This is a genomic window from Mycobacterium sp. 852002-51961_SCH5331710 (assembly GCF_001665535.1).
Classification (GTDB): Bacteria; Actinomycetota; Actinomycetes; order Mycobacteriales; family Mycobacteriaceae; genus Mycobacterium.
This window is the reverse complement of sequence record NZ_LZSQ01000020.1, coordinates 14,487-41,370: the sequence shown is the minus strand read 5'-3', so window position 1 is coordinate 41,370 and position 26,884 is coordinate 14,487. Positions and strand designations below refer to the sequence as shown.

Here is a 26,884-nt window from a genome sequence, read left to right as displayed (position 1 = left end):
CCGACCGTGCGTACCTCGACCCGTTGGACCGTCGTGGTGCTCGTGGTCCTCGTGGCGCTTGGGTGGGCCCTGTGGGCGCAGCTGGACCGCGACACGGGGTCCACCGGGACGCCGTCGCAGCCCACGGCACGTGACCGCCGCGCCGCCGACACCGCCGAGGCGCTGGCAGGTCCCCGCGCCGAGGCCGATCTGCCGCCGTGTCCCGGCCCCGGCGCTGGTGCGGGCCCGGAGGACCTGCGGGGGATCACGCTGGAATGCGCGGGCGACGGTGCGATGGTCGACGTGGCCAAGGCGCTGGCCGGCCGCGTCGTCGTGCTCAACCTGTGGGCGTACTGGTGTGCGCCGTGCACCGCGGAACTTCCGGCGATGGCCGAATACCAGCGGCGCATGGGTACTGCAGTCACCGTGCTGACCGTGCACCAGGACGAGAACGAGACGGCGGCGCTGTTGCGGCTGGCCGAACTCGGCGTGCGGCTGCCCACGCTGCAGGACGGCAGGCGGCTGATCGCCGCCGCGCTGCGGGTGCCCAACGTCATGCCCGCAACCGTGGTGCTGCGCGCGGACGGTACCGTTGCCGACGTCCTGCCGCGCTCCTTCACCAGCGCCGATGAGATCGCCGCGGCGGTGGGGCCGCAGGTCGGCGTGAGGACGGGAGAGCCGAGGTGAGCTGGGTCAGCGAGGGCAGTGGTCTGACGCCCGACGCCGCCCCGGCCTGGCTGAAGCCGCTGCTGGACAACGCCGGCGACATCAAGCGGGCCTATCGCAGGCGGGTGCCGCCCGAACTGTTGGCGATGGTGACCAGCGAAGGCAAACCCGCACAGGCCGACGCGCGCGAGGCGGCGGTGCTGGTGCTGTTCTCCGGGCCCGCCGACTCCCCGACCGGTGGTGTCCCCGACGACGCCGACCTGCTGGTCACGGTGCGCGCGGGCACGCTGCGGCATCACGCGGGTCAGGCCGCGTTTCCCGGGGGCGCCGTCGAGGTCGGCGACCACAGCCCCGTGCAGACGGCGCTGCGAGAGGCCAATGAGGAGACCGGGATCGACGGCGGTCGGCTGCATCCGCTCACCACGATGGAGCGGCTGTTCATCCCGCCGTCGGGCTTCCACGTCGTACCGGTGCTCGCCTACTCTCCGGACCCGGGTCCGGTGCGCGTCGTCGACGAGGCCGAGACCGCGCACGTCGCCCGGGTGCCGGTGCGCGCGTTCGTCAATCCCGAAAACCGCATCATGGTGTACCGCAGCGCGAACACCCGCCGCTACGCGGGCCCGGCGTTCCTGCTCAACGAGATGCTGGTGTGGGGTTTCACCGGTCAGGTGATCTCGGCGATGCTCGACGTCGCCGGCTGGGCGCAGCCGTGGAATACCGACGACGTGCGCGAACTGGAGGACGCAATGGCGCTCGTCGGCCGCGGCGGCGGTTACGGTGATGCACAATCATGACTTCGTCACAGTGGGTGGACCTCGTCGTCCTCGGTATCGCCTTCGTCGCGGGCATCTCGGGCTGGCGCTCGGGCGCGCTGGGCTCGATGCTGTCGTTCCTCGGGGTGGTGCTCGGCGCGGTCGCCGGTGTGCTGCTGGCGCCGCACCTGGTCGCCAGCATCGAGGGGCCGCGCACCAAGCTATTCGTCACCCTGTTTCTGATCCTGGCGCTGGTCGTCGTCGGCGAGATCGCGGGCGTCGTACTCGGCCGCGCTGTGCGCAGCGCCATCCGGAACCGATCGCTGCGGGCGGTCGACTCGCTGGTCGGCGTCGCGATCCAGATCGTGGCCGTCCTGGTGGCCGCCTGGATGCTGACCTACCCGCTGCAATCGTCGGATCAGCCGAACCTCGCCGCGGCGGTGCGCGGTTCGAAGGTGCTCAAAGAGGTCAACGACGCCGCGCCGGGATGGCTGCGGCAGGTGCCGACCCGCCTCTCGGCGCTGTTGGACACCTCGGGCCTGCCGGATGTGCTGCAACCGTTCGGTCGCACCCCGATCGTCGCGGTCGACGCCCCCGACGCCGCGCTCGCCGCCGATCCGGTGGTGGCGGCGGCCCGCCCCAGCGTCGTCAAGATCCGCGGGGTGGCCCCGGGTTGCCAGAAGGTGCTCGAGGGCACCGGCTTCGTCGCCGCCAGCAATCGCGTGATCTCGAACGCCCACGTGGTGGCCGGATCGGAGAGCGTCACCGTCGAGGCCGACGGGCAGACCTACGACGCGTTCGTCGTCTCCTACGACCCGCAGGCCGACATCTCGATCCTCGACGTGCCGGACCTGCCGTCGGCGCCGCTGTCGTTCGCCGAGACCCCCGCCACCACCGGAACCGACGCGGTGGTGATGGGCTACCCCGGCGGCGGCAACTTCGTCGCCACACCGGCGCGTGTGCGCGAGATCATCGAGCTGAGCGGTCCCGACATCTACCGCACCACCACCGTCGAGCGCGAGGTCTACACCATCAGAGGTAGTGTGCGACAGGGTAATTCGGGTGGCCCGATGATCGACAAGGACGGTCGGGTGCTGGGCGTGGTGTTCGGCGCAGCGGTCGACGATGCTGACACCGGCTTTGTGCTCACCGCCGACGAGGTGTCGCATCAACTGGCCAAACTCGGCAACAGCGAGCGGGTGCCCACCGGCGCCTGTGTCGCCTAGCCGTAGACCTGCCTGAGAAACCGCGACAGTTGCGCGTTGACCTTCTCCGGTGCTTCCTCGTGTCCGAAATGTCCTGCGTCGTCGATGGATACGTAACGACCGTGCGGTGCGTAGCGCTGGGTGCGGTACACCGGATCGGCGAGCACGTAAGGGTCGACGTCGCCGCGCATGTGCAGCACGGGCACGTTGATCGGCCGCACCATCGAGCGCATGAAACGGCGTCCTTCGCCGCGTAGTTGGCTGCGGACGGCCCAGCGCTGGTACTCCAATGCCGAGTGCGCGGCACCGGGTATCTGGATGGCGCGCCGCATATGTCCGATGGTCTCGGAGAAGTCTTCGGAGGCAAGCCAATTACTGCCCGCGCGGCTGCGCACGAGGTGCTCCAGTTCCTCGGCGTTATGTCGCGTCAGCGTTCGCTCGGGCCACATCGGCACCTGGTAGCGCAGCATCGACGGCAACAGCGCGCGGCCCTGGTCGCGGCGGCGCAGCGCGGAGGCGCGCAGCGCGGCCGGATGCGGGGAGCTCACCACTGCGATCGCGCGGACCGCGCGCGGATGCAGCACCGCGGTGGCCCAGCACACCAGGCCGCCGTCGGCGTGCCCGATGAGGGTGGCGGACGTGTGCCCCAGCGCGCGCACCAGACCGGCGGTGTCACCGGCGAGCGTCCAGCCGTCGTAACCCCGCGGGGGCTTGTCGCTGGCGCCGTAACCACGTAGGTCGACGGCGACCACCCGGGCACCGGTCAACCCGCGCAACTGATGGCGCCACGACCACCAGAACGAGCCGAAGCCGTGCAGCAGGATCACCAACGGCCGTTCGGGACCCGCGGGCGTCTCGGGCTGTGCTTCGACCACGTGGAAGCGAATCCCGTTGGCGTGCACCTCGAGATGGCGCCACGGCCCGTCGATGCGGACGACCGACGGGGCGGGTGGGGGCATTTACCAGCCCGACGGGTCGGACGTCGCCGCCGGCTTTCCGTCGCCCGAGGCGAGCTCCTTGGACTTGTCGTGGCCCGGCGTCAGTGCCTCGGGGATCTCCTTGACCGATTCGATCGTCTTCTGCGGACCGCGGATGCGGCGCACCTTGAGATAACCCAGGAACGCGAAGATCGCGGTGACGACGACCATCAGGCCGAACACGATCAGGTACGCCGCCCACTTGACCAGCCACAGGTCGAGCAGTTCGCCGAGGAAGAAGAAGAAAAAGAACGTCGAGTAGAACAGCACGACCAGCGCGAGGATGAAGAAGACGCTGCCGGTCAGACCCTTCTTGACGTCGCGCGTGATCTCGGCCTTGGCCAACTCGACCTCGGCGCGCACCAGCGTCGACACTTGAGCGGTCGCGTCCTTGACCAGGTCGCCGATGGACGGATCGGCCTTGGGGGCATGCGGGTCGACCAGCGGTATCGACGTGACGGTGGTCGGCGCGCCATTCCTGCGATCGCTCACGACGGTTCCTCCCGCATCGGCCGGATCACCGGCTGTCCCGGCGTTGGTTCCACTGCCGGCGCCGCCGGCAATGGAGTCGGTCGCGACTCATGTTGCCATGTGGCGCGCGCTCAAACGATCCCGGCCGACGATAGACTGGCCGGATCACTGGCAGGGCAGGTCGGGGCGCGTCGATAGGGGAAACGTTCACGTGAAGACCAGCGGCCTGTTCCTGTGCCGTCTCGCCGCCGCCATCGCCATCGTCGCGGCCGCCCTCATATCGACGCCCGCTGTGGGTCAGGCGCAAGAGCCGGTCCCGCTCGGTGGCGGCTCGGGCCTGGTGGTCGACGGCGAGACGCTGTGCACTCTCACGACGATCGGCCACGACAGCCAGGGGCGGCTCATCGGCTTCACGTCCGCACACTGCGGTGGCCCGGGCGCCAAAGTCAGCGCCGAGGGCGCCGACGCAGCCGGTGTGGTCGGCACGATGGTGGCCGGCAATGACGCGCTCGACTACGCCGTCATCCAGTTCGACCCGCAGAAGGTGCGCCCGGTCAACAACGTCAACGGATTTCAGATCGACGGGTTGGGCCCCGATCCGGTCTCGGGTGACATCGCGTGCAAACTCGGCCGCACGACCGGCTACTCCTGCGGGGTCACCTGGGGCCCGGGCAAGGATCCGGGCACCATCGTCAACCAGGTGTGCGGTCAGCCCGGCGACTCGGGCGCGCCCGTCACGGTCAACAACCGTCTCGTCGGCATGATCCACGGGGCGTTCTCCGAGGCCCTGCCGACGTGTGTCATCAAGTACATCCCGCTGCACACGCCCGCGGTGACCATGTCGTTCAACACACAGCTGGCCGACATCACGGCCAAGAACCGGCCGGGAAAGGGTTTCGTCCCGATCGGTTCTGCCGGCTGAGCCGCTCCGCTACTTGCTGGCCCGGATCGCCTCGAACACGCTGGGGTCCACCAGGGTTGAGGTGTCGCCGAGCTCGCGGCCCTCGGCCACGTCGCGCAGCAACCGACGCATGATCTTGCCGCTGCGGGTCTTCGGCAGCTCCGGAACGACGTGAATCTCCCTGGGCCGGGCGATCTTTCCGATCTCGTTGGCCACCTGCTCGCGAAGCTCGGCCACCATGTCGTCGCCGCTGTCCTTGGCGTGCGATTCGAGGATGACGAACGCGCAGATGCCCTGGCCGGTGGTCTCGTCGCTGGCGCCGACGACCGCGGCCTCGGCGACGCCGGAGTGCCCGACCAGAGCCGACTCCACCTCGGTGGTCGAGATGCGGTGTCCGGACACGTTCATCACGTCGTCGATGCGGCCGAGCAGCCAGATGGAGCCGTCCGAGTCGACGCGCGCGCCGTCACCGGCGAAGTACCAACCCTTTTCGGCGTAGCGGGACCAGTACGTCTCCTTGTACCGCTCCGGGTCGCCCCAGATTCCCCGCAACATCGCCGGCCACGGCTGGTCGAGCACCAGGTAGCCGGTGACGTGCTCGGCTTCGTCGGCACCGGGGACGAGTTCGTTGCCCTCCTCGTCGACGATCATGGCCGAGATGCCCGGCAGCGGCTGCATCGCCGAGCCCGGCTTGCTCTCCGTGACACCGGGCAGCGGGGAGATCATGATCGCGCCGGTCTCCGTCTGCCACCAGGTGTCGACGACCGGAGTCCGGTTGCCGCCGAACGCATCCCGATACCACCGCCAGGCCTCGGGATTGATCGGCTCGCCGACCGAGCCGAGCAACCGCAGGCTGGACAGGTCGTGCGCGTCGGGGATCTCGCGGCCCCACTTCATGAACATCCGGATCAGTGTGGGCGCGGTGTAATAGATTGTGACGCCGTACTTTTCGATCACCTCAAAGTGCCGGTGCTCGTTGGGTGAGTTCGGCGTGCCCTCGTAAACGACCTGGGTGCAGCCGTTCGAAAGCGGGCCGTACACGATGTAGGTGTGCCCGGTGACCCATCCGATGTCGGCGGTGCACCAGTACACGTCGGTCTCGGGTTTGATGTCGAAGACGTTGTAGTGCGTATACGACGCCTGGGTCAGGAACCCGCCCGAGGTGTGCACGATGCCCTTCGGCTTGCCGGTCGTGCCCGAGGTGTACAGCAGGAACAGCGGATGTTCGGAGTCGAACGCCTCCGGTGTGTGCTCGGGCGAGGCCTTCTCGACCGTGTCGTGCCACCACAGGTCGCGACCCTCGGTCCAGGGGGTGTCGATTCCGGTGCGGCGCACCACCAGAACGTGGTTGACGGACTTCTGGCCCTTACAGGCTTCGTCGACGGACTCCTTCAGCGACGCCGCCTGGCCCCGCCGGTACTGTCCGTCGGTGGTGATGACGATCTTGGCCTCGGCGTCCTCGATGCGCGCCTTGAGCGCTGAGGCGGAGAAGCCGGCGAATACGACCGAATGCAGGACGCCGAGCCGGGCGCAGGCCAGCATCGCCACGATCGCTTCGGGGATCATCGGCATGTAAATGGCGGCGCGGTCGCCGGCCTCGAGCCCGAGATCGGTGAGCGTGTTGGCCGCCTTGGAGACCTCCGCGAGCAGTTCGGAGTAGGTGATGTCGCGGCTGTCGCCGGGTTCACCCTCCCAGCGGATGGCCACGCGGTCGCCGTTACCCGCCTCGACGTGCCGGTCGACGCAGTTGTACGTGACGTTGAGCTTTCCGCCGACGAACCATTTGGCGAACGGAGCCTCCGACCAGTCGAGCACCTCGCTGAATGGGGTCTCCCACGACAGCCGGTTGGCCTGCTCCGCCCAGAACGCGAGCCGGTCCTTCTCGGCCTGGCGGTAGAGATCCTCGGTCGCGTTCGCCTGTGCGGCGAACTCGGGGGAAGGGGGATAGACGGACGGACCGTGAGCGTGCTGCGCCGATGACTCTGCCATGTCTGTGAGGGTAGTCACCTTGCCGGCCGCACACGTTGGCATGCCACATCCGCTTCGCCGGCGGTGCGAAGCGTCGTGGCTGGGGCGCTAGACGGTGGGCTAGCGTGTGCGCCGTGACCGGTGGCTTCGCGAGGGACCCGTTGGCGCCGCTGGCGGAACTGCCGGGGGTCGCGGAGGCGGCCGAGGAGGCCCGTGAAGCGCTGGGCCGCGCGCACCGGCACCGGACCAACCTTCGAGGCTGGCCGAAGAGCGCCGCGGAGGCTGCGCTGCGGGCCGCGCGCGCGTCCTCGGTGCTGGACGGGGGTGCACTCCAACTGTCCGACGACGGCACCGCCGACCCGGTTCTGGCCGGGGCGCTGCGGGTGTCCGAGGCGGTCGAGGGTGGGGCCACCGCCCTGGTGGGAGTGTGGCAGCGCGCGCCGCTGCAGGCCGTCGCCCGCCTGCACGCGTTAGCGGCCGCGGACCGCGCCGACGACGACCGATTGGGCCGTCCGCGCGAGGAACCCGACGTGAGCACGCGGCTGACGCTGCTGGCGGACATCGTCACCGGTGGCACCCGGGTGCCCGCCCCCGTGCTCGCCGCCGTCGTGCACGGCGAACTGCTCACGCTCGCGCCGTTCGGTATAGCCGACGGTGTGGTGGCGCGAGCGGCGTCGCGATTGGTGACGATCACCACCGGGCTCGATCCGCACGGGCTGGGCGTTCCGGAGGTGCACTGGATGCGCAAGTCGGGTGACTACACCGCCGCGGCCCGCGGCTTCTCGTCGGGAACGCCCGACGGCCTCACGGCGTGGATCCTGTTGAGCTGCCGCGCATTGCACGATGGCGCCCGCGAAGCGCTGTCGATCGCGCAGGCCGCTGCGTCGTCCTAAAAGAGTTGCTGGAAAACGCGAAGCGGGCGACGCTCCGAACGTGGTTCGGCTCGTCGCCCGCTAGCACGGACACCGGTTACCATGCGTGCTCGTGTGGGTTGCGTGGGTGGCCTCGGCGTCTTGTCGATGCGCTTCGACTGCAACCCCACCCAAAGGGCCGCTATAGTCGTCCGCTCTTCGCAAATACGCAGGCCCGCAACACTTTTGCCTATTCCGCGGCATGTGCTCCGCGTGGGTGCCGGGTTCCGTGCTGGGGAGCCTGAAGCGGGAGTCCGAGCCTTCTCTTCCGGCTCGGCCTTGGCCTCTCCAAGCTTCCGTGGTTCCTTTGTACCCCGTGACCGCGGTCACATCAAGGGCCAAATCTGCAGTAGTCCGGATCGTTACGAGAGCCGGTAGCTGGCGCGCGAAGAGTTGGTTAAAAACCGAAGCGCCGCAGCAATGAATACGTCAGTGCGCCGGCCGCCAGGGCACTGATCCCGACCGCCGCAGTGGTGGCCACCGCAGCGCCCGACGGCGCCGGGATCCGGTCCCGCAGCGACACCGGATTGGAGAAGTTGAGCACCGGCCAGCCCCGGGCGACGGCCTCTTTGCGTAACGCGCGGTCGGGGTTGACCACGCTCGGATGTCCCACGGCCTCGAGCATCGGGAGGTCGGTGATCGAGTCGGAGTAGGCGTAGGAATGCTCGAGCGCGTAGCCCTCGCGCGCGGCCAGTTCCCTGATCGCGGCGACCTTGCCCTCGCCGTAACAGTAGAAGGCGATCTCTCCGGTGTATTTGCCGTCCTCGACCACCATCCGGGTCGCCATCGCGTGCGTGGCGCCCAGCGCCCGGGCGATCGGCGCCACGATCTCCTCACCCGAAGCCGACACCATGACCACGTCACGGCCGCACAATTTGTGGTCGGCTATCAACTCCGCCGCCTCGGCGAAGACCAAGGGGTTGACGATGTCATGCAGGGTTTCGCTGACGATCGACTTGACCTGCTCGACGTCCCAACCGGTGCACATGTTCGTCACATAAGCGCGCATACGGTCCATCTGATCGTGGTCGGCGCCGGACATCAAAAACAGGAATTGGGCGTACGTGGACTTCAAGACGGCCCGCCGATTCAAAAGTCCTTGCTCAAAAAAAGGTTTGCTGAAGGCCAGAGTGCTCGATTTGGCGATGACCGTTTTATCGAGATCGAAGAAGGCGGCGGTTCGGACCGGGGGGTGTGTTGACGCGGCCGACTGCGGAGCGTCGCCCGCCTCGGCAGCCGGACCAGATGCGCTCACGCCGCCAGCATAGGGGGCCGCGTGTGACAAACGCCGGAGGAGTGTACAAAGTGGCAGGTTATGACAGGTGTCGGGGGACCACACTTCTGCGAAACGACCCGGTTTTGTGCGGGTTCAGCACTTGCGCCGAGGCGGACTGGCGTGTGTATAGTGAGCCTTACCCGGCTTATGTCGGGTGTGCATCAGCCCGACCCCCCGGGGCTGATACACGACGACCTCCGCCTCCTCCCCCCCTGGCGGGGGTCGTCCCTTTTTCGGGACCTTTCGCAATCCGGATATGTGTTGCCATTCACGGCGGTTGCGGAATCTCGTTTTCGGTGCGCGATCGCGTTGCCGTGCCATCCCCAAGCCCGGGTTAATACACAGATCAGGCGCCGTCCGTAGCGCCGCCACGACGGCAGACCGCAGGGTGAAGGGGTGGCTTCGCTCAGTGGATATCTCGTGGTCGTCGCGGACCCCGTCCTGCGGGACGACGTGGACCGGGTGTGCGCCGCGGCGGGCGTATCGGTCGTTCACGCGCCGGAACCGTCAAGCCGCAAAGTCTGGACCGATGCGGCGGCGATAGTGCTCGACACCACGGGCGCTCAGCGATGTGTCGCCCGCGCGCTGCCCCGTCGCACCCGGGTGGTTGTGGTGGGCCGCGGCGAACCGGCGGAAGCGGACTGGCGGGTGGCGATCGCGGTGGGCGCGCAACGGGTGCTGACCCTGCCTGCTCAGGATGGCGAGCTGATGGCCGAGTTGGCCGAGGCCTCCGAGGGACTGCACGACGAGGCGGACCGCGGCGCGGTGGCCGCGGTCATCGCCGGCCGCGGTGGCGCGGGCGCATCGGTCTTCGCGTCGGCGCTCGCGCTGGCCGCCCCCGAAGCCTTGCTGATCGATGTCGACCCGTGGAGCGGCGGCCTCGATCTGGTGATGGGCGGCGAGGCCGAGTCCGGGCTGCGCTGGCCGGACCTGCAGCTGCAGGGCGGACGACTGAACTTTGCGTCGCTGCGAGAGGCGCTGCCGCGCGTGCAGGGCGTCAGCGTGTTGTCCGGCAGCCGTGGCGGTGCCGATGTCGACCCGCGACCGCTCGGCGCCCTGATCGACGCCGGCAGTCGCAGCGGCGCGACCGTCGTGTGCGACGTCCCGAGGCGGTCGACCGCGGCGGCCGAGACCGCCCTGGCCGCCGCCGATCTAGCGGTCGTGATGACGCCGGCCGACGTTCGGTCCTGCGCCGCGGCCGACGTCGTGGCGCGGTGGGTCTCCACGCTGAACCCCAACGCGGGTGTGGTGGTGCGAGGCCCGGCGCCGGGCGGGCTGAGGTCGACGGAGGTCGCCGAGATCGTCGGCCTGCCGCTGCTGGCGAGGATGCGGCCGCAACCGGGTATGGCTGTCACCCTCGAGCGCGGCGGCCTGCGTGCCGGCCGACGGTCACCGCTCGGCCGCGCCGCACGCAAAGTGTTGGCGATCCTGCATCAGCGCCCCGCGGTCGCCTCATGAGCGACTCGTTGATCGACCGGGTGCGCGAGCGGCTCGCCGCGGAGGCCGTTCCGCTGCGGCCGACGGTGGTGGCCGCCGCGATCCGCGCGGAATCGGGCGGTGTGCTCGGTGACAGTGAAGTGCTCAGCGGGCTGCGACTTCTGGAGACGGAGCTGACCGGCGCGGGGGTGCTCGAACCGTTGCTGTGCGCTCACGACACGACGGACGTCCTGGTCACCGCGCCGGACGCGGTATGGGTGGACGACGGGAACGGGTTGCGCCGCACCGGGATCCGATTCCCCGATGAGAACTCGGTACGACGGCTCGCACAGCGGCTCGCGCTGGCCGCGGGGCGTCGCCTCGATGAGGCGCAGCCGTGGGTCGACGGACAGTTGACCGGGCTCGGGACCGGACAGTTCACGGTGCGCCTGCACGCGGTCCTGCCACCGATCGCCTCCGCGGGCACGTGTCTGTCGCTGCGGGTGCTTCGTCCGGCCACCCAGGATCTGGCGTCGCTGTCGGCCGCGGGGGCGATCGAGCCGGCCGCCGCCTCCCTGCTCGACGGCATCGTCCACGCCCGGCTGGCGTTTCTGGTCTCGGGCGGTACCGGCGCGGGCAAGACGACGTTGCTGGCCGCGTTGCTCGGCGCGGTTCCCGCCGCCGAACGCATCGTCTGCGTCGAGGACGCCCCCGAACTGGCTCCGCGGCATCCGCACCTGGTGAAGCTGGTCGCTCGCTGCGCCAACGTCGAGGGCGCGGGTGAGGTGAGCGTGCGCGACCTGGTCAGGCAGGCGCTGCGGATGAGACCCGACCGCATCATCGTCGGCGAGGTCCGCGGCGCCGAGGTGGTCGATCTGCTCGGAGCGCTCAACACCGGTCACGACGGTGGCGCCGGCACTGTGCACGCCAACAGTCCCACCGAGGTGCCCGCCCGTCTCGAGGCTTTGGCGGCGCTCGGCGGCCTCGACCGGGCCGCGTTGCACAGTCAGCTGGCGGCCGCCGTGCAGGTGGTCATCCACGTCGACCGCGATCGGCTGGGCGCGCGGCGGCTCAGCGAGATCGCGGTGTTGACGGCGGGTACCGAGGGCCGGGTCGGCGCCGCGACGGCGTGGCGCCTCGGATCCGGCTCCGGCCCGGGAGCCCTGCGGTTGAAGGCTCTCATCCACGAGCGGGGCCGCTCGTGAGCGTCGCGGCGCTGGCCCTCGCGTTGGCGCTCCTGACGGCACCCGGGCCGCGCCGACGGTGGGTGCCGGAGCCCCGCCGACACCGGCGTGCCTTCCGGATACCGCTCGCGCTGTGGCTGATCGGAGCCCTCGCCGCGCTGACCGTTGTCGCCCCGCTCGGCGTCGTCGTCGCGGCCGCGATGGCCGCCGGCACCGTCGCGGCACGCACGCGGCGCCGTCGCCGGAAGCGCGACCGGGCCGCGGAGGCGGCCGCGGTGGAGGGCGCGCTCGATGTTCTGGTCGGAGAGTTGCGCATCGGCGCTCACCCGGTGACCGCGTTCGACACTGCGGCAGCGGAGACCGAGGGAACTGCGGCGGCGTCACTTCGGACAGTGGCGGCCAGGGCGCGAATGGGAGCAGACGTCGCGGCCGGGCTGCGGAGTGTGGCGGCGGGGTCGGCGCTGCCCGCCTACTGGCGACGACTCGCGGTCTGTTGGGAGCTGGCGCAATCCCACGGCCTCGCCATCGCGACGCTCGTGCACACGGCACAATGCGACATCGTTGCGCGGGAGCGGTTCTCGGCACAGGTGAACGCCGGGATGGCCGGTGCTCGCACCACCGCGACCGTGCTCGCCGCGCTTCCACTGCTCGGCGTCGGGTTGGGCGAGCTGATCGGGGCGCAACCGCTGCACTTCCTGTTCTCGACCGGCCAGTGGTTGTTGGTCATCGGTGTAGCGCTGACGTGTTCGGGGTTGGCGTGGTCGGATCGCATCACCAGCGGGGTGCTCGAATGACACTCGCCGCAATGCTTCTCGCGATGGCCACGCTGGTCGCGGGTACGGATGCGCGGGCGCGGATCCGAAACGCTCGCAACATGGCGCCGCGGACCCACGACAGTGTCCGGTCGAATGACCCCTTGGCATTCGCGTCCGCGCTCGACGTGCTCGCCGCCTGCTTGCATTCAGGAATGGCGGTGGCCGGCGCCGCCGCGGCGGCGGTTCCCTCGGCACCGCCGCGTTTGGCGCGGGTGCTGGCCCGTGCTGCAGACCTCCTTGCGCTGGGTGCCGACCCGTCGACCGCGTGGGCGAGTGCACCCGATGGCGACCGCAGCGTCGACGCGCTGCTGCGGTTGGCGCGACGATCGGCGGTCTCGGGAACGGCTCTGGCGCAGGGGGTCACCGCGCTGGCGACCCGGTCGCGCGACGATGCGGCGGATGCGGCGCGGGCCGCGGCCGAGCGGGCGTCGGTGTTGATCGCCGGTCCGCTGGGGGTGTGCTATCTACCGGCGTTCTTCTGTCTGGGCATCGTCCCGGTCATCGCCGGCTTGGCCGGAGACGTGTTGCGGTCCGGAATCCTGTGAAGGGCAGCGAGTGGGAAGGAAAAACGAGGGTGGACAACAAGATCCGTGCGCTTCAGGCGCGACTGACCCTGCTGGTCGTTGCAGACGACGGGATGTCGACAGTCGAGTATGCGATCGGCACGATCGCAGCCGCCGCGTTCGGCGCGATCCTGTACACGGTCGTCACCGGCGACTCGATCGTCAGCGCGTTGACCAACATCATCACCCGCGCGCTGAAGACAAACGTCTAGTCGGTGAGCGTGGTGGCGCCACCGTCGAGGCGGCGTTCGCGGTGGCCGCGCTGGTCAGCGTCCTCGTGCTGTGCGTGGCCGGACTCGCGGCGGTGTCGATGCACATCCGATGTGTCGACGCCGCGCGCGAGGCCGCGCGCCTCGCCGCCCGGGGTGACGACGGTCGCGACACTGCCCGTGGCCTCGCGCCCGATGGAGCCACCGTCGACATCCGTCGCGACGGTCGGTTCGTCGTCTCCACCGTCAGTGCGCGTTCGGCGCTGCTGCCCGGACTCGCCGTCGAGGCGCGAGCGGTGGCGGCTGTGGAACCGGGTTCGCGCTGACCGAGGTTCGGCAAGCCTGATCGCCGCCGCGATGATCGCCGTGGTGGTGACGACCGCCGTCTACGCGGCTAACCTCGGAGTGGCGGTGACGGCCCGGCACCGAGCCCAGGCGGCGGCGGATTTGGCGGCGTTGGCCGCTGCACGCCGGTTCGCGTCGGGAATCGGAGAGGCTTGCACATGGGCCGCCGCCGTGGCCGAAGCCATGCGGACCGAGATGGCACAGTGCGAAGCAGACGATCTCGATATCGTTGTCGCAGTGCAGGTTCCGGTGACACTGGGCCGATTTGGTGTGGGCACCGCGCGTGCGCTGGCCCGCGCCGGGCCGGCGGGAACCTAGGTCTCGCGTCCTTGCAAGCCGGCGATCTCGGTGGCATTGGGTCGGCGCAGCGTCGCCAACGCGGCGTACACGTCGTCGTCGAGTTCGACGCGATTCACGGTGACATGCACCGGTGCCCACTCGTGGTCGACACCGGTCATCCTCAGCACACCGGAGGCGATACCGGTGGTGAACTCCGTTGCCATCCGCTCCATCTCGGCGCGGTCGTCGGGATGCACCGCGTGCTCACCGGCCAGGCTCACCCGCCAGTCGAAGAACGGAGCGGGATCGTCGAGCCACTTCAGCAAGGTCCAGTTGTTGGGGTCCACCAGTGCGCGGTGCACACCCGGCTGCGCCAAGCCGTTGAGGATTCGCTGGGCGAGGCGATCCTGTTGCGGCGCCTCCTCTTCACGCTCGCTGCGCCAGTTCATCGCTCGGCACAACAATCGATCCGGGCCGTCGTCCTCGTCGGATTCGGCCACCGTCCGCGTGACGAAGCCGACACTGATCGGTTCGCCGTGGTGGTCAGTGACGTTCCAGGTGCTGCAGAACGTCGCGCCCGGTTCGCGTTTGATCGCCATGGTCAAGACCCTGGCTTCGCTCGGGTTGAGTTCGCGCATCGGCAAGTCGTCGGCGAATGTGCGGTTCAGCGTCGGTTCCGGGGGTGAGTCCCAGCCACTGTTGACCAATGATTCCGGCGTGGCCGTCGCGATGCCGGTGTTGAGGTCCCAGACCAGCGGGCCGGGCACCGGCCGCTCCGGTGGTTCCATATCGGGCGGGCCGATCCATACGTGCACGCCGTGGATCCGGCCGTCGGTCATCTGCACGACCTCGGTGCGAATGACACGGTCGTTCTTCGGCGTGATGCTGCTCAAGCCCTGCCGTGCGCGCACCGTTTCGCCGATCGCGGTTTGAACCGCCATCAGGTGCGGATTACGCCTCAGGAAAGCACTGATCGGAACCAGTTCCTGAGTGCGACGACCCTGCGCGACCACGGCGGGCTCGCTGCCCAGCGTCTCCACGAGCAGCCAGTCGTGGCTCATGGGGCCACTTTACCGGCGCGGGTGAACGCGATTCGTGGCGCTCTCGTAGCGGTTGCGACGGCCTTCACCGAGGCGGTAGCTTTCGCTGGACCGGGCCGGTTCCCGGAAATCCGCGAGGCGATCGTTGAGGGGTCGATCGCCCATGTCCCCGGTTCACAGCGAGTGATCGGCAATTTCGCCGAGGACCAGCCGCAACACGCGCACCGCGCCTTCCTTGTCCAGCGGGTCGTTGCCGTTGCCGCACTTGGGCGACTGCACGCACGACGGGCAGCCCGCAGGGCATTCGCATGCCTCGATCGCATCGGCCGTCGCGGCCCACCACGTGGTCAGCCGGTGGTAGCCGCGGTCGGCGAAACCCGCACCCCCGGGATAACCGTCGTAGACGAAGATCGTCGGCAATCCCTGCACCGGTCCCACCGCCGTCGAGACTCCGCCGATGTCGCCGCGGTCGCAACTGGCGACCAACGGCAGGAGGCCGATAGCGGCATGTTCTGCGGCATGAAGCGCGCCGGGCACGTGAAGAAAATCGATTCCGTTGTGCTCTAACGCCTCTGGCGTGATCGTGCACATCACCGCCATCGTCTCGAGCGTGCGGGTGGGCATCTCCAGCTCGACGAAGTCGATCACCTCGCCCGTCAGTTGACGCCGCAGATATCCGATCACGGTATTGGTGACCGACACCGGCACGAGGCCAACAGTGACCGCGCCGAACGTCTTTCGCTTGCCGGCACCGGTGACCGAGATGTCGGTGATCTCCCGCGCCGATGTGGTGTAACCCGGGTCGTCGGCGTGCACGAAGGCCACGCCGTCCTCGAAGTCGAGCGAGTCGACGACGTAGGTCTCGCCCTGATGCAGATACACCGCGCCCGGGTGGATCGAAGCCGGCGCCTGCCCCGCGCCAGTGCTGCCGAGCATGCGTCCCGTGCCCGCCTCCAGGATCGCGATCTGGCCGCCCGACGACCCCCGGATGTCGACGGCCGGATGCGGGTCCATGCCCGGAGTGGGGAAGTAACCGTTGGCCCGTCGCCGCAACAGTCCGTCGTCCACGAGAGCCGCGGCGACCTCCTCGGCGTTCCACAACCGCACCTCCGCGTCGGTGAGCGGCAGTTCGGCGGCAGCGCAGAGCAGTTGCGGCCCAAGCACATACGGGTTGGTCGGATCGATGACCACGCGTTCGATGGGCTTGTCCAGCAGTGCGGACGGGTGGTGCACCAGGTATGTGTCGAGCGGATCGTCGCGGGCGATCAACACGATCAGCGCCCCCTGCCCGCGGCGCCCCGACCGGCCCGCCTGTTGCCAGAACGAGGTCACGGTGCCCGGGAACCCGGCGAGCACAACGGCGTCCAGCCCGGCGATGTCGACGCCGAGCTCCAACGCGTTCGTCGTCGCCAACCCCCGCAGCTCACCGTCGGCCAGCGCGCGTTCGAGCGCCCGGCGATCCTCGGAAAGATAGCCCGCACGATACGACGCGACCCGGTCGGCGAGATCCGGTGCGAGTTCGCCCAATCGGGCCCGCGCGCCCAACGCGGTGAGTTCGGCGCCGCGTCGTGACCGCACGAAGGTGAGCAGCCGCGCGCCCTCGGCGACCAGGTCGGCCATCACGCTGGCGGCCTCGGCTCCCGCCGAACGCCTTACTGGCGCCCCGTTCTCACCCACCAGGTCGTCGAGCAGTGGAGGTTCCCACAACGCCACGGTGCGCGCGCCCTGCGGTGAACCGTCCTCGGTAACCTCTTCGACCGTCTGTCCGATCAACTCGGAGGCGGTCTGCGCCGGCGATGCGGTCGTGGCGCTGGCGAATATCACGGTCGGCACGTCGCCGTTCGGCGAATATCGCGCACACAAGCGCAGCAGCCGGCGAAGCACCATCGCCACGTTCGAGCCAAATATCCCGCGGTAGTAATGGCATTCGTCGACGACGATGTAGCGCAGGTTGCACAGGAACATCGCCCATCGAGCGTGGTTGCGCAACAGCGACAGGTGGATCATGTCGGGGTTGGAGAAGATCCACCGCGATCGCTCCCGCGCGAACCGTCGCACGTCGCTGTGGCTGTCGCCGTCGTAGGCGCACGGGGCGGCATCGGCCAACCCCACGGCCTCGGTGAGCGTCACCGCGGCGCGCAGCTGGTCGTGGCCGAGCGCCTTGGTCGGCGACAGATAGAGCACCCGGGCCCGCGAATTTGCCTTCAGGTCTGTCAATATCGGCAACTGGTAGGCGAGCGACTTGCCCGACGCGGTGCCGGTGCACAGCACGACATGGCGTCCGTCGTGTGCGAGTTCGGCGGCGGCGACCTGATGTGACCACGGAGCCTCGATACCCCGATCAACAAACGCCCGCACCACATCTGGGTCGGCCCAGTGCGGCCACTTCATCGGACGCCCCGTGCGCGGCGGGATATCCGCCACGTGGCGCAGCGGGTTCGGGCCGGCGCCGACCGTGCCTTCGACCGCGCACGCGAGCAGCTCGCGGCCGAAATCAGCCATCGATCGTTCCTCCTCGAGACTCCTGTTTAGGTGAATTGTTGCCGATTTGAAACGCCGAGACTGTCGCCGCAGCCACGAACGTGATTGACTTATCGCGGTCGCAGCTTCTGTGTTCGTGTATTAGCACTCGCAGGATCGTCGTTGCGATCGCGGTTCCTGCGAGGGTTGTAGGTCGGGTTGAGTTCCGAGCTTCCACGAAGGAGAGCGGTCGGAACGGGCCCGGTGTACCGAAACACGGTGGACCGCACCCGGTGAATAAGAGAAGGAAACAACAGGAAATGCCACAGGGAACTGTGAAGTGGTTCAACGCGGAGAAGGGCTTCGGCTTCATCGCCCCGGAGGACGGCTCCGCCGACGTTTTTGTCCACTACACGGAGATTCAGGGCAGCGGCTTCCGCACCCTGGAGGAGAACCAGAAGGTCGAGTTCGAGGTTGGCCAGAGCCCCAAGGGGCCCCAGGCCACCGGTGTTCGGGCCGTCTAGAGCGACCAACACGATCGAAAGGCAACACCCCGCGAGCGTCGAGAATCGGCAGCCGCGGGGTGTTCGCTATTCCGGCGCGCTACGGCACGGCCGCCGCGGCAGACGCCGGTGACTGGCTTACTGTCGATTCGTGAGCCAGCTGTCGTTCTTCTCGGCGGAGTCGGTGCCCCCCGCGGTCGCCGACCTCACCGGGCTGCTCGCTGGGCCGGGCCAAGTGGTTGTGGTGGGCTCGGGCGGCGAGCAGGGTGCGCGGCTGTCGGTCGTCGTCGAGCGGCTGTGGCGGGCGGAGGCGCTCGCCGAGATGATCGTCGAGGCCGGTCTGCAGCCCGAGATCGCCCGCACCGACGAGAACACCCCGCTGGTGCGCACCGCGGTCGACCCCCGGCTGGTCGGCATCGCCTCGGAGTGGACCCGAGGCGCAGTCAAGACCGTTCCGCCCAACTGGCTGCCCGGTCCGCGTGAGCTGCGTGCCTGGACACTGGCCGCGGGCACGCCGGAGGCCGACCGCTACCTGCTCGGCCTGGACCCGCACGCGCCCGACACGCATTCGCCCCTGGCGTCGGCGATGATGCGGGTGGGAATCGCGCCGACGCTGATCGGGACCCGCGGGTCGCGCCCGGCGCTGAGGATCAGCGGTAGACGACGGCTATCGCGCCTGGTAGAGAACGTGGGGGAACCTCCGGGGAGTGTGGAGGCGTTCGGAGAATGGCCGCGGGTCTGACGGCCGTTGCGAGGGGGGTCAGTTTGCGTCGGCTCGCGCGGGGTGCGAAATTGTCAGTTGCCGACAGGGTCGAAGCGCCGTCGAGTACGGAATCTGCGCTGTGGGCGACCGAAGAAGTGGAGCGTAAGTAAAAGGTGGCTGACGGGGACCGCGGGAGCGGCCGTAACGGAAGCGTCCGGCGGCTCGTCATTGTCGAGTCGCCGACCAAGGCGCGCAAAATAGCGAGCTACCTCGGCTCCAACTACATCGTCGAGTCGTCCCGTGGACACATCCGCGACCTGCCGCGCAACGCCGCCGACGTGCCCGCGAAGTACAAATCCGAGCCCTGGGCCCGCCTCGGGGTGGACGTCGACCACAACTTCGAGCCGCTCTACATCATCAGCCCCGAGAAGAAGAGCACCGTCGCCGAGCTGAAAGACCTGCTCAAGGACGTCGACGAGCTGTATCTGGCCACAGACGGCGACCGCGAGGGCGAGGCCATCGCCTGGCATCTGCTCGAGACGCTCAAACCGCGCGTCCCGGTCAAGCGGATGGTGTTCCACGAGATCACCGAACCGGCCATCCGGGCCGCCGCCGAGGACCCCCGCGACCTGGACAACGACCTGGTCGACGCGCAGGAGACCCGCCGCATCCTGGACCGGCTGTACGGCTACGAGGTCAGCCCGGTGCTGTGGAAGAAGGTCGCGCCGAAGCTGTCGGCCGGCCGGGTGCAGTCGGTCGCGACGCGAATCATCGTGCAGCGCGAACGCGAACGGATGGCGTTCCGCAGCGCGGGCTACTGGGACGTCACCGCCGAATTGGACGCCAGCGTCTCCGATCCGCAGGCATCGCCACCGACGTTCACCGCCAAGCTGAACATGGTCGACGGTCGCCGCGTGGCGACCGGCCGCGACTTCGACTCGCTGGGCCAGGTCAAAAAGCCCGACGAGGTGCTGGTCCTCGACCAGTCCGCCGCAACGGCGTTGGCAGGCGGTCTGCGCGGCGCGCAGCTGGCGGTCAGCTCGGTCGAGCAGAAGCCCTACACCCGCAGGCCGTACGCGCCGTTCATGACGTCGACGCTGCAGCAGGAGGCGGGTCGCAAGCTGCGGTTCTCCTCGGAGCGCACGATGAGCATCGCTCAGCGGCTCTACGAGAACGGCTACATCACCTATATGCGTACCGACTCGACGACCCTGTCGCAGTCGGCCATTGACGCCGCCCGCAACCAGGCCCGCCAGCTCTACGGCGAGGAGTATCTGCATCCGACGCCCCGGCAGTACACGCGCAAGGTCAAGAACGCCCAGGAGGCGCACGAGGCCATCCGCCCCGCCGGTGACGTCTTCCAGACCCCGGGTCAGCTGCACGGAGCGCTCGACACCGACGAGTTCCGGCTCTACGAGCTGATCTGGCAGCGCACCGTGGCCTCGCAGATGGCCGATGCGCGCGGCACGACGCTGTCACTGCGGATCTCCGGAGCGGCGAGTTCGGGCGAGCAGGTCGTGTTCAACGCCAGCGGCCGCACGATCACCTTCGCGGGCTTCCTGAAGGCCTACGTCGAGAGCATCGACGAGCAGGCCGGCGGCGAGGCCGACGACGCCGAGAGCCGGCTTCCGAACCTGCAGCAGGGCCAGCGCGTCGACGCCAAGGACCTCACCGCCGACGGGCACAACACCTCGCCGCCCGCCCGCTACACCGAAGCGTCGCTGATCAAGGCGCTCGAGGACCTCGGCATCGGCAGGCCGTCGACGTACTCGTCGATCATCAAGACGATCCAGGATCGCGGTTACGTGGTGAAGCGCGGCAGCGCGCTGGTGCCGTCGTGGGTGGCGTTCGCCGTGATCGGGTTGCTCGAACAGCATTTCAGCCGCCTCGTCGACTACGGCTTCACCGCCGCGATGGAAGACGAGCTCGACGAGATCGCCGCGGGCAACGAGCGACGGACCAACTGGCTCAACAACTTCTACTTCGGCGGCGACCACGGCGTCGAGGATTCGATCGCGCGCGCGGGTGGGCTCAAGAAGCTGGTCGGGGTGAACCTCGAGGAGATCGACGCCCGAGAAGTCAACTCCATCAGGCTTTTCGACGACGACCAGGGCCGCCCGATCTACGTCCGAGTGGGTAAGAACGGTGCCTACCTTGAGCGGATGGTTGCCGGCGATGACGGCGAGCTCAAACCGCAGCGGGCCAACCTCAAGGACGAGCTGACGCCCGACGAGCTGACCCTCGAGCTCGCCGAAAAGCTCTTCGCCACACCGCGAGAGGGCCGATCGCTGGGTGTCGACCCGGCGACCGGGCACGAGATCGTCGCGAAGGACGGCCGTTACGGGCCGTACGTCACCGAGATCCTTCCGGAACCGCCCGAGGACGGCGATGCCGGGTCGACGGCGAAGAAGGGCAAGAAGCCGACGGGCCCGAAGCCGCGGACCGGTTCGCTGTTGCGGTCGATGGATCTGGAGACGGTGACGCTCGAGGATGCGCTGCGGTTGTTGTCGCTGCCGCGCGTCGTCGGTGTCGACCCGAACACCGGCGAGGAGATCACCGCGCAGAACGGCCGCTACGGCCCATATCTCAAGCGCGGCACGGATTCCCGGTCGTTGGCCACCGAAGAGCAGATGTTCGACATCACGCTCGACGAGGCTTTGAAGATCTACGCCGAGCCCAAACGCCGCGGCGGTCAACGGGCCGCGGCCCCGCCCCTGCGTGAGCTCGGCGAGGATCCGGCGACCGGCAAGCCGATGGTGATCAAGGACGGCCGGTTCGGCCCCTACGTCACCGATGGTGAGACCAACGCCAGCCTGCGCAAGGGCGACGACGTCCTGTCCATCACCGACGAACGCGCCGCCGAACTGCTCGCCGACCGCCGTGCGCGCGGTCCGGTGAAGCGGACGAAGAAGGCGAGCGCGAAGAAGACCACCAAGAAGGCCGCCGCGAAGAAGGCCGCCAAGAAGGGCTAGTCCGCGAACGCGCGGACGTGCTCGGGGTCAGCGCGAATCCTCGGACACCACCTCACGTTCGGCGTCTTGCTCGACCTCGGCGTCAGTATCGTTCCGCTCGGTGCGGTCGGTCGATGCCAGGTTCAGCGGCCTGGCCAACTGCGTCGGGGCGACACGGCCCCGCAGTTCGACGATCTCGCCGACATCCCAGCACAGTGCCTCGGCGTCGAGAGCCCCGCTGACCGCGATCGCCGAGGCGAGCACGTGCCCCTCCTCGAGCTTGGCCAACTCGGTCAGCCGCGCCGCTTCGTTGACGGGGTCACCGATGACCGTGTACTCGAAGCGGGCCTGCGCGCCGATGTGCCCGGCGATGGCCCGGCCCGCCGACACCCCGATCCCGAACTCCGTCTGGCCCAGCACCTCGATGAGCTCGTCGTGCAGCTCGCGCGAGGCCGCAAGGGCGGCGCCGCAGGCGTCGGGATGCTCGATCGGGGCGCCGAAGATGGCCAGCGCCGCGTCGCCCTGAAACTTGTTGACGAAGCCGCCGTGCCGGTTGACCGTGTCGACCACCACGCGGAAGAAGTCGTTGAGCAGGTTGACGACATCGGCGGCCGGGATGGTCGCCGCCAGCTGCGTCGAACCCACCAGGTCGACGAACAGCACCGCCACGTCGCGTTCCTGCCCGCCGAGCTCGGTCCCGCGCTCCAGCGCGCGCCGGGCCACGTCCTCGCCGACGTACCGGCCGAACAGGTCGCGCAGCCGTTGCCGTTCGGCCAGGTCGCGGACCATGTCGTTGAACCCGGCCTGCAGCAGGCCCAGCTCGCTGGCGTCGTAGATCTGCATGTGGGCGTTGTAGTTGCCGCGTTGCACCTCGCCGAGCGCCCAGCGCAGCTGGCGCAGCGGGTCGGCGATCGACATCGCCACCAGCACGGTGCCGGCCAGCCCGACCACCAGAGCGGAGATCGACAGGATCAGGATCGGGGTGGTCAGCCGATCGGCGGGCGCGGTGAGGATCTCGAACTTGCTGGCCACGACCGCCAGCACGATCGCGATGATCGGGACCGCGGTGGACAGCACCCACGTCATCACCTGCCGCGCGATCACGCCGGGGGCGCGGAAGTTCTCCGGGACGCCGCCGCGGAGGGCGGCCACCGCAACGGGGCGCAGCACGCGTTCGGACTGCAGGTAGCCGATGATCGCCGTCGCGGTGGCACCCAGCCCCGTGGCGACCGCGACCACCGGCGCCGACTTACTGGCCACCGGCCAGCTCGCGACGATGAACACCACCGAGCCCAGGAACCAGTTCGCGACGTTGATCACCGACCGGTAGAACGGCATTTTCAGCGCGCGGGTGCGCGCCACCTCGGTGTCGGCCGGGTCCCGGTCGCCGAGCAGCATGTCGCGGCGCTGCCATCGCATGACCGGGATCAGCAGCCGCAGGCTCCAGTACGCGGCGACGGTGAAGGAGACGAAAAGGAAGCCGAGGAAGACCGCCAGGTTGAAGGCGGGCAGATCCTGCAGCTGGATGCGGTCCTCGGGTGGCAGGCCGAATCGCAGGAAGCTCAGGACCAACAGGGCGCCGATGATGTCGGCCTGCACCATGCCCAGCGTGAACACCGGCCACGGGGTGCGCGCGGCCCACCGGACGAATGCGCTGATTCGCCCGATCGGTCGTTCTTCCATGGCCACGCGTCAACCGTATCGGGCATCGGCGACGGGTACGGGTGCTGTGAGACGGACGTGTCGGTTCGCAGCATTACTGTTATCTCCGATGGGCGGTGTTTTCTCGCGTCTGGTGGGTCAGCAGGCCGTTGAGGCCGAGTTGGTGGCCGCGGCGCGCGCGGCGCGTGGTGAGGCGGCTCACAGCGGGGCGGCGATCGGGACCATGACACACGCTTGGCTGATCACCGGCCCGCCGGGTTCGGGCCGGTCGGTGGCGGCGCTGTGCTTCGCCGCCGCGTTGCAGTGCACGTCCGACGGCGTGCCTGGGTGCGGGGAGTGCCGGGCCTGCACGACGACGATGGCCGGCACCCACGCCGACGTGCGGCGGATCGTCCCCGAGGGGCTGTCGATCGGTGTCGACGAGATGCGCACGATCGTCCAGATCGCATCGCGGCGGCCGGGAACCGGGCGCTGGCAGGTCGTGCTCATCGAGGATGCCGACCGGTTGACCGAGGGCGCGGCGAACGCGCTGCTGAAGGTGGTCGAGGAACCGCCGCCGTCGACGGTGTTCCTGCTGTGCGCGCCGTCGGTGGATCCGGAGGACATCGCGATCACGCTGCGGTCGCGCTGCCGTCATGTCGCATTGGTGACGCCGACCGTGGACGCGATCGCCGGTGTGCTGATGGACAGCGACGGGCTTCCGGAGGCCGATGCGCGATGGGCGGCCTCGGTCAGCGGCGGTCATGTCGGGCGGGCCCGGCGCCTGGCCACCGACGAGACGGCCCGGGAGCGCCGGAAACGGGCGCTGGGGCTGGCGCGGGACGCGGCGACGCCGTCGCGCGCCTACGCCGCGGCGGAGGAGTTGGTGAAGACCGCCGAGGACGAGGCGCTGGCGTTGACGGTGGAGCGCAACGAGGCCGAGACCGAGGAATTGCGGACCGCGCTCGGGGCCGGCGGCACCGGCAAGGGGACGGCCGGTTCGCTGCGCGGGGCGGCGGGCGCGCTGAGTGCCCTTGAGCGGCGGCAGAAGTCGCGCAAGACGCGCGCCTCGCGCGACTCCCTCGACCGGGCGCTGATCGACCTGGCCACCTACTTCCGCGACGCGCTGCTGGTGGCATCGAACGCGGGCGGCGTTGCGCACAACCATCCCGACATGGGCGAGGAGATCGCCAGGTTGGCCGCGCACGCACCGCCGGACAAGCTGTTGCGGTGCATCGAAGCTGTGCTGGAGTGCCGCGAGGCGCTGGCGGTCAACGTCAAGCCGAAGTTCGCGGTCGACGCGATGGTGGCGACGGTCGGACGGGCGCTGCGCGACTGAGTTGGGTCGGCGGCGGGCCCTGCCGTAGACTCGTCCCGCCTGTGGCTGACACATGTGTGAGCCGGGCACGCCACCTTAGCTCAGTCGGCAGAGCGGCTCACTCGTAATGAGCAGGTCAGGAGTTCGATTCTCCTAGGTGGCTCCAGAGCGACGTCCACGCTCACGTGTCCAGTAGCACGTCCTGAGCGACTTTCATCGCCGAGTTGGCGGCCGGGAACCCGGCGTAACCGGTGCAGTGATAGATCACTTCGGCGATCTCGTCGTCGGTCAGGCCGTTGTTGCGGGCGATCTGGACGTGGATCCGCAGCTCGTCGTCGGCGCGCAGCGCGATGAGAACGCCGAGCGTCACCAGGCTGCGGTCGCGGCGGCTCAACCCCTCGCGGGTCCACAGCCGGCCGAACACGTTGTCCATCGCTAGGCCCAGCATCTCGCCGCCGAAAGCACCGGACGGCAACTCCACGTCGCCGTCGGGGAGGACTCCCGGAAGTAATTCCCGGAAAACCTGCAGCCCTTGTTCACGTACGTCTGTCATGGCAGACAGCGTGGCATGAACGCCCGCTATTTCGGCGCCACGAAACCGACAGGTCCGGAAGCGATGCACACCGACAACGCCGCGGTGTTCGCCCGCACGTTGATTGCGTCGCCCGCTCCCGGCAGCCGGACGAACACCCGGTTCAGTCCCGGTCGCACCGGCACCTTCACCTCATGACCCTCCGACAACGACATCATCATCGAACCGTCGCTGTTGGCCAGATAGTTGATCTCCGCCGTCCAATCGGCCGGCAGCAGCGGGCCGTCCAACGGCATGCGGACTTCAGTCTCCGGCTGCACCAGATATCCGCAGTCCGGTTGCGGTCCCGGCACGATACTGCGCACCCAGGTGACCTTCGCGTCGACGACCCGGCCCGTGTGATCGAACATCCGCAGTTCGGTTGTGGCCGAGGCGAATTCGGGACGGTCGCGGACCAGCGCGAACATGTGGCTGGCCCGGTTCTCGGGGCCGACCACCCGCTGCAGCACCATCGGGTCGACCTCCTGGTCGAGCATCGGCGCAGTCGACATCCTCGCCGCAGTGGTCAAGCCGGACAGCGCATTCCGCAGATACGCCTGCGCCGGGTTGTCACGCCACGCCGTCAGGAACGTCGCCGTCGAGTACAGACTGCTGGCGGTGAAGGCCGATGTGAGAACACAGATCAGCGCCGTACGGCACCGCGAGGCGTCCATCCACCGCGTGCCCTCGCGGTTCGGCGCGCACAGCCCGACCGCCGCCAGCAGCGCGAGTACGACGACGAGGTCGGGTAGATAGCGCAGCGTCTGCGCCAATTCCAACGCGGTGAACTGCGATGCCCGCATGAGGTAGATCGGGACCTGGCAGGCCACCGCGTAACCGGCCGCCACCAGCCACACGGGGACGATCCGCCGCTTGCGCAGCACCGTGACCGCGACCGCCGCGGCCAGGGCCGTCCACCCGAGCACCATCACCGTCGCCTGCGGAGTGGCCCACGGCGAGGCCGGCGCCCACCGCTGCCAATCCCACGGGCCGCCGACCAGACCCGGCACGATTCCGTGTGTCACCGACCTCGCGAGCAGATCCCACGTCATCGCCAAATCGAGGGTCCACCGCTTCTGGTCGACCACGATCAGGTACACGCCGACCCAGCCGGCCGTGACCACAAGCGACGGCACCCACAGGCGAATGCCGCGACGCCACACCGCTTTCACCGACCCCGAGCCCGTCACGTGGCACAGCAGCGCCGTCACCGCGAATGCGACGAACGGAATCACCGCCGACTTCTCGAAGAACAGCAGCCCCCCGACATAGACCAGCAGGGCCGTCACCGCGTGGCGGCGGTCGCCGGTGCGCACGAGGAGGATCGCGTCGCCGCAAACCCACGCCATCGCCGCGAGCATCGGCAACGAGTTCAGTGCCGCTGCCCACCACGCGAAGCCCGGCACCGCCAGCGGTGTGAACAATGCGAATGTCAAGGGCAGCAACAGCACTGGTCGCCATCCGAGGATCACATGCAGAGTGCGCAGCAGCGCCAGCGACACCAGCAGCTGCAGAATCAACAGGCTGATCGCAGGGCCGACCCAATTCAGCGGGGCAATCAAGGTGATCACGCCGGCGACGAGAAACGCCCCCGGCATGACGTGGCCGTCGTGATCGTCGAACAGGTATGCCGGCGAGAGCAGCGACTGGGTGCCCGCGCGGCCGATGAGAATCAGGTCGTCCCAATAGAAGTAGCCGCCGAACGCCAGGACCGCCCGGATCGCCAGCTGCACGACGATCAGGGCGACGGCGGTGCGCGCGACCCAGTTGCCCAACGCGT

At 69.0% G+C, this 26,884-nt stretch carries 25 protein-coding genes and 1 tRNA gene; 17 read left to right on the top strand and 9 right to left on the bottom strand.

The window, feature by feature from the left end; all coding sequences use genetic code 11:
- Positions 1–6 precede the first annotated feature (6 nt).
- From A5752_RS03930 to marP, 3 genes are read left to right on the top strand one after another with little or no spacing between them, the layout of a single operon-like run.
- On the top strand, positions 7–666 hold the full coding sequence (locus A5752_RS03930; protein ID WP_067082378.1) for a TlpA family protein disulfide reductase: 660 nt from the start codon (positions 7–9) through the stop codon (positions 664–666).
- A complete protein-coding gene (locus tag A5752_RS03925; RefSeq protein ID WP_067082376.1) occupies positions 663–1,439 on the top strand; it encodes an NUDIX hydrolase in 777 nt (258 codons plus the stop codon). The genes A5752_RS03930 and A5752_RS03925 overlap by 4 nt, the downstream gene beginning before the upstream one ends.
- On the top strand, positions 1,436–2,623 hold the full coding sequence (gene marP, locus A5752_RS03920; protein WP_067082373.1) for an acid resistance serine protease MarP: 1,188 nt from the start codon (positions 1,436–1,438) through the stop codon (positions 2,621–2,623). The genes A5752_RS03925 and marP overlap by 4 nt, the downstream gene beginning before the upstream one ends.
- Here marP and A5752_RS03915 read toward each other — a convergent pair.
- Positions 2,620–3,561, bottom strand: a complete 942-nt coding sequence (locus tag A5752_RS03915; RefSeq protein WP_067082370.1) for an alpha/beta fold hydrolase — start codon at positions 3,559–3,561, stop codon at positions 2,620–2,622. The genes marP and A5752_RS03915 overlap by 4 nt on opposite strands.
- Positions 3,562–4,071 carry a phage holin family protein gene (locus A5752_RS03910; RefSeq protein ID WP_067082367.1) on the bottom strand — a complete coding sequence of 170 codons (510 nt, stop codon included), beginning with the start codon at positions 4,069–4,071 and terminating at the stop codon, positions 3,562–3,564.
- A gap of 232 nt (positions 4,072–4,303) precedes the next feature.
- Between A5752_RS03910 and A5752_RS03905 the strand changes: the two genes are divergently transcribed.
- On the top strand, positions 4,304–4,972 hold the full coding sequence (locus A5752_RS03905) for a S1 family peptidase (protein ID WP_067082439.1): 669 nt from the start codon (positions 4,304–4,306) through the stop codon (positions 4,970–4,972).
- Positions 4,973–4,981: 9 nt separating this feature from the next.
- On the opposite strand, the gene acs is transcribed toward A5752_RS03905, so the two are convergent.
- Positions 4,982–6,940 carry an acetate--CoA ligase gene (gene acs / locus A5752_RS03900; RefSeq protein ID WP_067082365.1) on the bottom strand — a complete coding sequence of 653 codons (1,959 nt, stop codon included), beginning with the start codon at positions 6,938–6,940 and terminating at the stop codon, positions 4,982–4,984.
- A gap of 104 nt (positions 6,941–7,044) precedes the next feature.
- Here acs and A5752_RS03895 point away from each other — a divergent pair, with 104 nt between their 5' ends.
- Positions 7,045–7,812 (top strand): Fic family protein, encoded by a 768-nt coding sequence (locus A5752_RS03895; RefSeq protein WP_156613592.1) that lies wholly within the window; start codon positions 7,045–7,047, stop codon positions 7,810–7,812.
- Between the two features lie 415 nt (positions 7,813–8,227).
- On the opposite strand, the gene A5752_RS03890 is transcribed toward A5752_RS03895, so the two are convergent.
- Positions 8,228–9,085, bottom strand: coding sequence for an HAD-IB family hydrolase (locus A5752_RS03890; RefSeq protein ID WP_067082362.1), 858 nt, complete (start codon positions 9,083–9,085; stop codon positions 8,228–8,230).
- Between the two features lie 417 nt (positions 9,086–9,502).
- Here A5752_RS03890 and ssd point away from each other — a divergent pair, with 417 nt between their 5' ends.
- The 7 genes from ssd to A5752_RS03855 are packed head-to-tail and all read left to right on the top strand — an operon-like array spanning position 9,503 to position 13,956.
- Positions 9,503–10,564 carry a septum site-determining protein Ssd gene (ssd, locus tag A5752_RS03885; RefSeq protein ID WP_067082359.1) on the top strand — a complete coding sequence of 354 codons (1,062 nt, stop codon included), beginning with the start codon at positions 9,503–9,505 and terminating at the stop codon, positions 10,562–10,564.
- The gene (locus tag A5752_RS03880) at positions 10,561–11,727 is read left to right on the top strand and encodes a TadA family conjugal transfer-associated ATPase (protein ID WP_067082356.1); all 1,167 of its coding nucleotides are present in this window, start codon (positions 10,561–10,563) and stop codon (positions 11,725–11,727) included. The genes ssd and A5752_RS03880 overlap by 4 nt, the downstream gene beginning before the upstream one ends.
- The gene (locus tag A5752_RS03875) at positions 11,724–12,500 is read left to right on the top strand and encodes a type II secretion system F family protein (protein WP_067082353.1); all 777 of its coding nucleotides are present in this window, start codon (positions 11,724–11,726) and stop codon (positions 12,498–12,500) included. The genes A5752_RS03880 and A5752_RS03875 overlap by 4 nt, the downstream gene beginning before the upstream one ends.
- Positions 12,497–13,066: a type II secretion system F family protein gene (locus A5752_RS03870; RefSeq protein ID WP_067082350.1), complete on the top strand. Its 570-nt coding sequence runs from the start codon at positions 12,497–12,499 to the stop codon at positions 13,064–13,066. The genes A5752_RS03875 and A5752_RS03870 overlap by 4 nt, the downstream gene beginning before the upstream one ends.
- A 29-nt stretch (positions 13,067–13,095) precedes the next feature.
- Positions 13,096–13,296, top strand: a complete 201-nt coding sequence (locus tag A5752_RS03865) for a DUF4244 domain-containing protein (protein WP_067082347.1) — start codon at positions 13,096–13,098, stop codon at positions 13,294–13,296.
- Between the two features lie 41 nt (positions 13,297–13,337).
- Positions 13,338–13,619 (top strand): TadE family type IV pilus minor pilin, encoded by a 282-nt coding sequence (locus A5752_RS27665; RefSeq protein WP_197500534.1) that lies wholly within the window; start codon positions 13,338–13,340, stop codon positions 13,617–13,619.
- On the top strand, positions 13,543–13,956 hold the full coding sequence (locus A5752_RS03855; RefSeq protein ID WP_353612295.1) for an Rv3654c family TadE-like protein: 414 nt from the start codon (positions 13,543–13,545) through the stop codon (positions 13,954–13,956). Before A5752_RS27665 ends, A5752_RS03855 begins: the two co-directional genes overlap by 77 nt.
- Here A5752_RS03855 and A5752_RS03850 read toward each other — a convergent pair.
- Together A5752_RS03850 and A5752_RS03845 are read right to left on the bottom strand one after the other, a co-directional pair.
- Positions 13,953–14,978, bottom strand: coding sequence for a PAS domain-containing protein (locus A5752_RS03850; protein WP_067082344.1), 1,026 nt, complete (start codon positions 14,976–14,978; stop codon positions 13,953–13,955). The two genes, A5752_RS03855 and A5752_RS03850, sit on opposite strands and share 4 nt — an antisense overlap.
- A gap of 153 nt (positions 14,979–15,131) precedes the next feature.
- Entirely contained in the window at positions 15,132–17,459 is a 2,328-nt protein-coding gene (locus tag A5752_RS03845) for a DEAD/DEAH box helicase (RefSeq protein ID WP_067082341.1), read from the bottom strand.
- Positions 17,460–17,737: 278 nt separating this feature from the next.
- On the opposite strand from A5752_RS03845, the gene A5752_RS03840 reads away from it, so the two are divergent.
- From A5752_RS03840 to topA, 3 genes are all read left to right on the top strand, one after another.
- Positions 17,738–17,941 (top strand): cold-shock protein, encoded by a 204-nt coding sequence (locus A5752_RS03840; RefSeq protein WP_006243848.1) that lies wholly within the window; start codon positions 17,738–17,740, stop codon positions 17,939–17,941.
- Between the two features lie 130 nt (positions 17,942–18,071).
- Complete coding sequence (locus tag A5752_RS03835; protein WP_067082338.1) at positions 18,072–18,662, top strand: hypothetical protein; 591 nt, start codon at positions 18,072–18,074, stop codon at positions 18,660–18,662.
- Between the two features lie 134 nt (positions 18,663–18,796).
- Entirely contained in the window at positions 18,797–21,595 is a 2,799-nt protein-coding gene (topA, locus tag A5752_RS03830) for a type I DNA topoisomerase (protein WP_067082335.1), read from the top strand.
- 27 nt (positions 21,596–21,622) lie between these two features.
- Here the strand turns inward: topA and A5752_RS03825 are convergent, their stop codons facing one another.
- Positions 21,623–23,257 (bottom strand): adenylate/guanylate cyclase domain-containing protein, encoded by a 1,635-nt coding sequence (locus A5752_RS03825; RefSeq protein ID WP_156613597.1) that lies wholly within the window; start codon positions 23,255–23,257, stop codon positions 21,623–21,625.
- Positions 23,258–23,345: 88 nt separating this feature from the next.
- Here A5752_RS03825 and A5752_RS03820 point away from each other — a divergent pair, with 88 nt between their 5' ends.
- Positions 23,346–24,554, top strand: coding sequence for a DNA polymerase III subunit delta' (locus A5752_RS03820; RefSeq protein WP_067082330.1), 1,209 nt, complete (start codon positions 23,346–23,348; stop codon positions 24,552–24,554).
- 69 nt (positions 24,555–24,623) lie between these two features.
- A tRNA-Thr gene (locus tag A5752_RS03815) sits at positions 24,624–24,699 on the top strand.
- A gap of 15 nt (positions 24,700–24,714) precedes the next feature.
- On the opposite strand, the gene A5752_RS03810 is transcribed toward A5752_RS03815, so the two are convergent.
- Positions 24,715–25,086 (bottom strand): carboxymuconolactone decarboxylase family protein, encoded by a 372-nt coding sequence (locus A5752_RS03810; RefSeq protein ID WP_067082327.1) that lies wholly within the window; start codon positions 25,084–25,086, stop codon positions 24,715–24,717.
- Positions 25,087–25,112: 26 nt separating this feature from the next.
- Positions 25,113–26,879, bottom strand: a complete 1,767-nt coding sequence (locus tag A5752_RS03805) for a hypothetical protein (protein WP_156613588.1) — start codon at positions 26,877–26,879, stop codon at positions 25,113–25,115.
- Positions 26,880–26,884 lie beyond the last annotated feature (5 nt).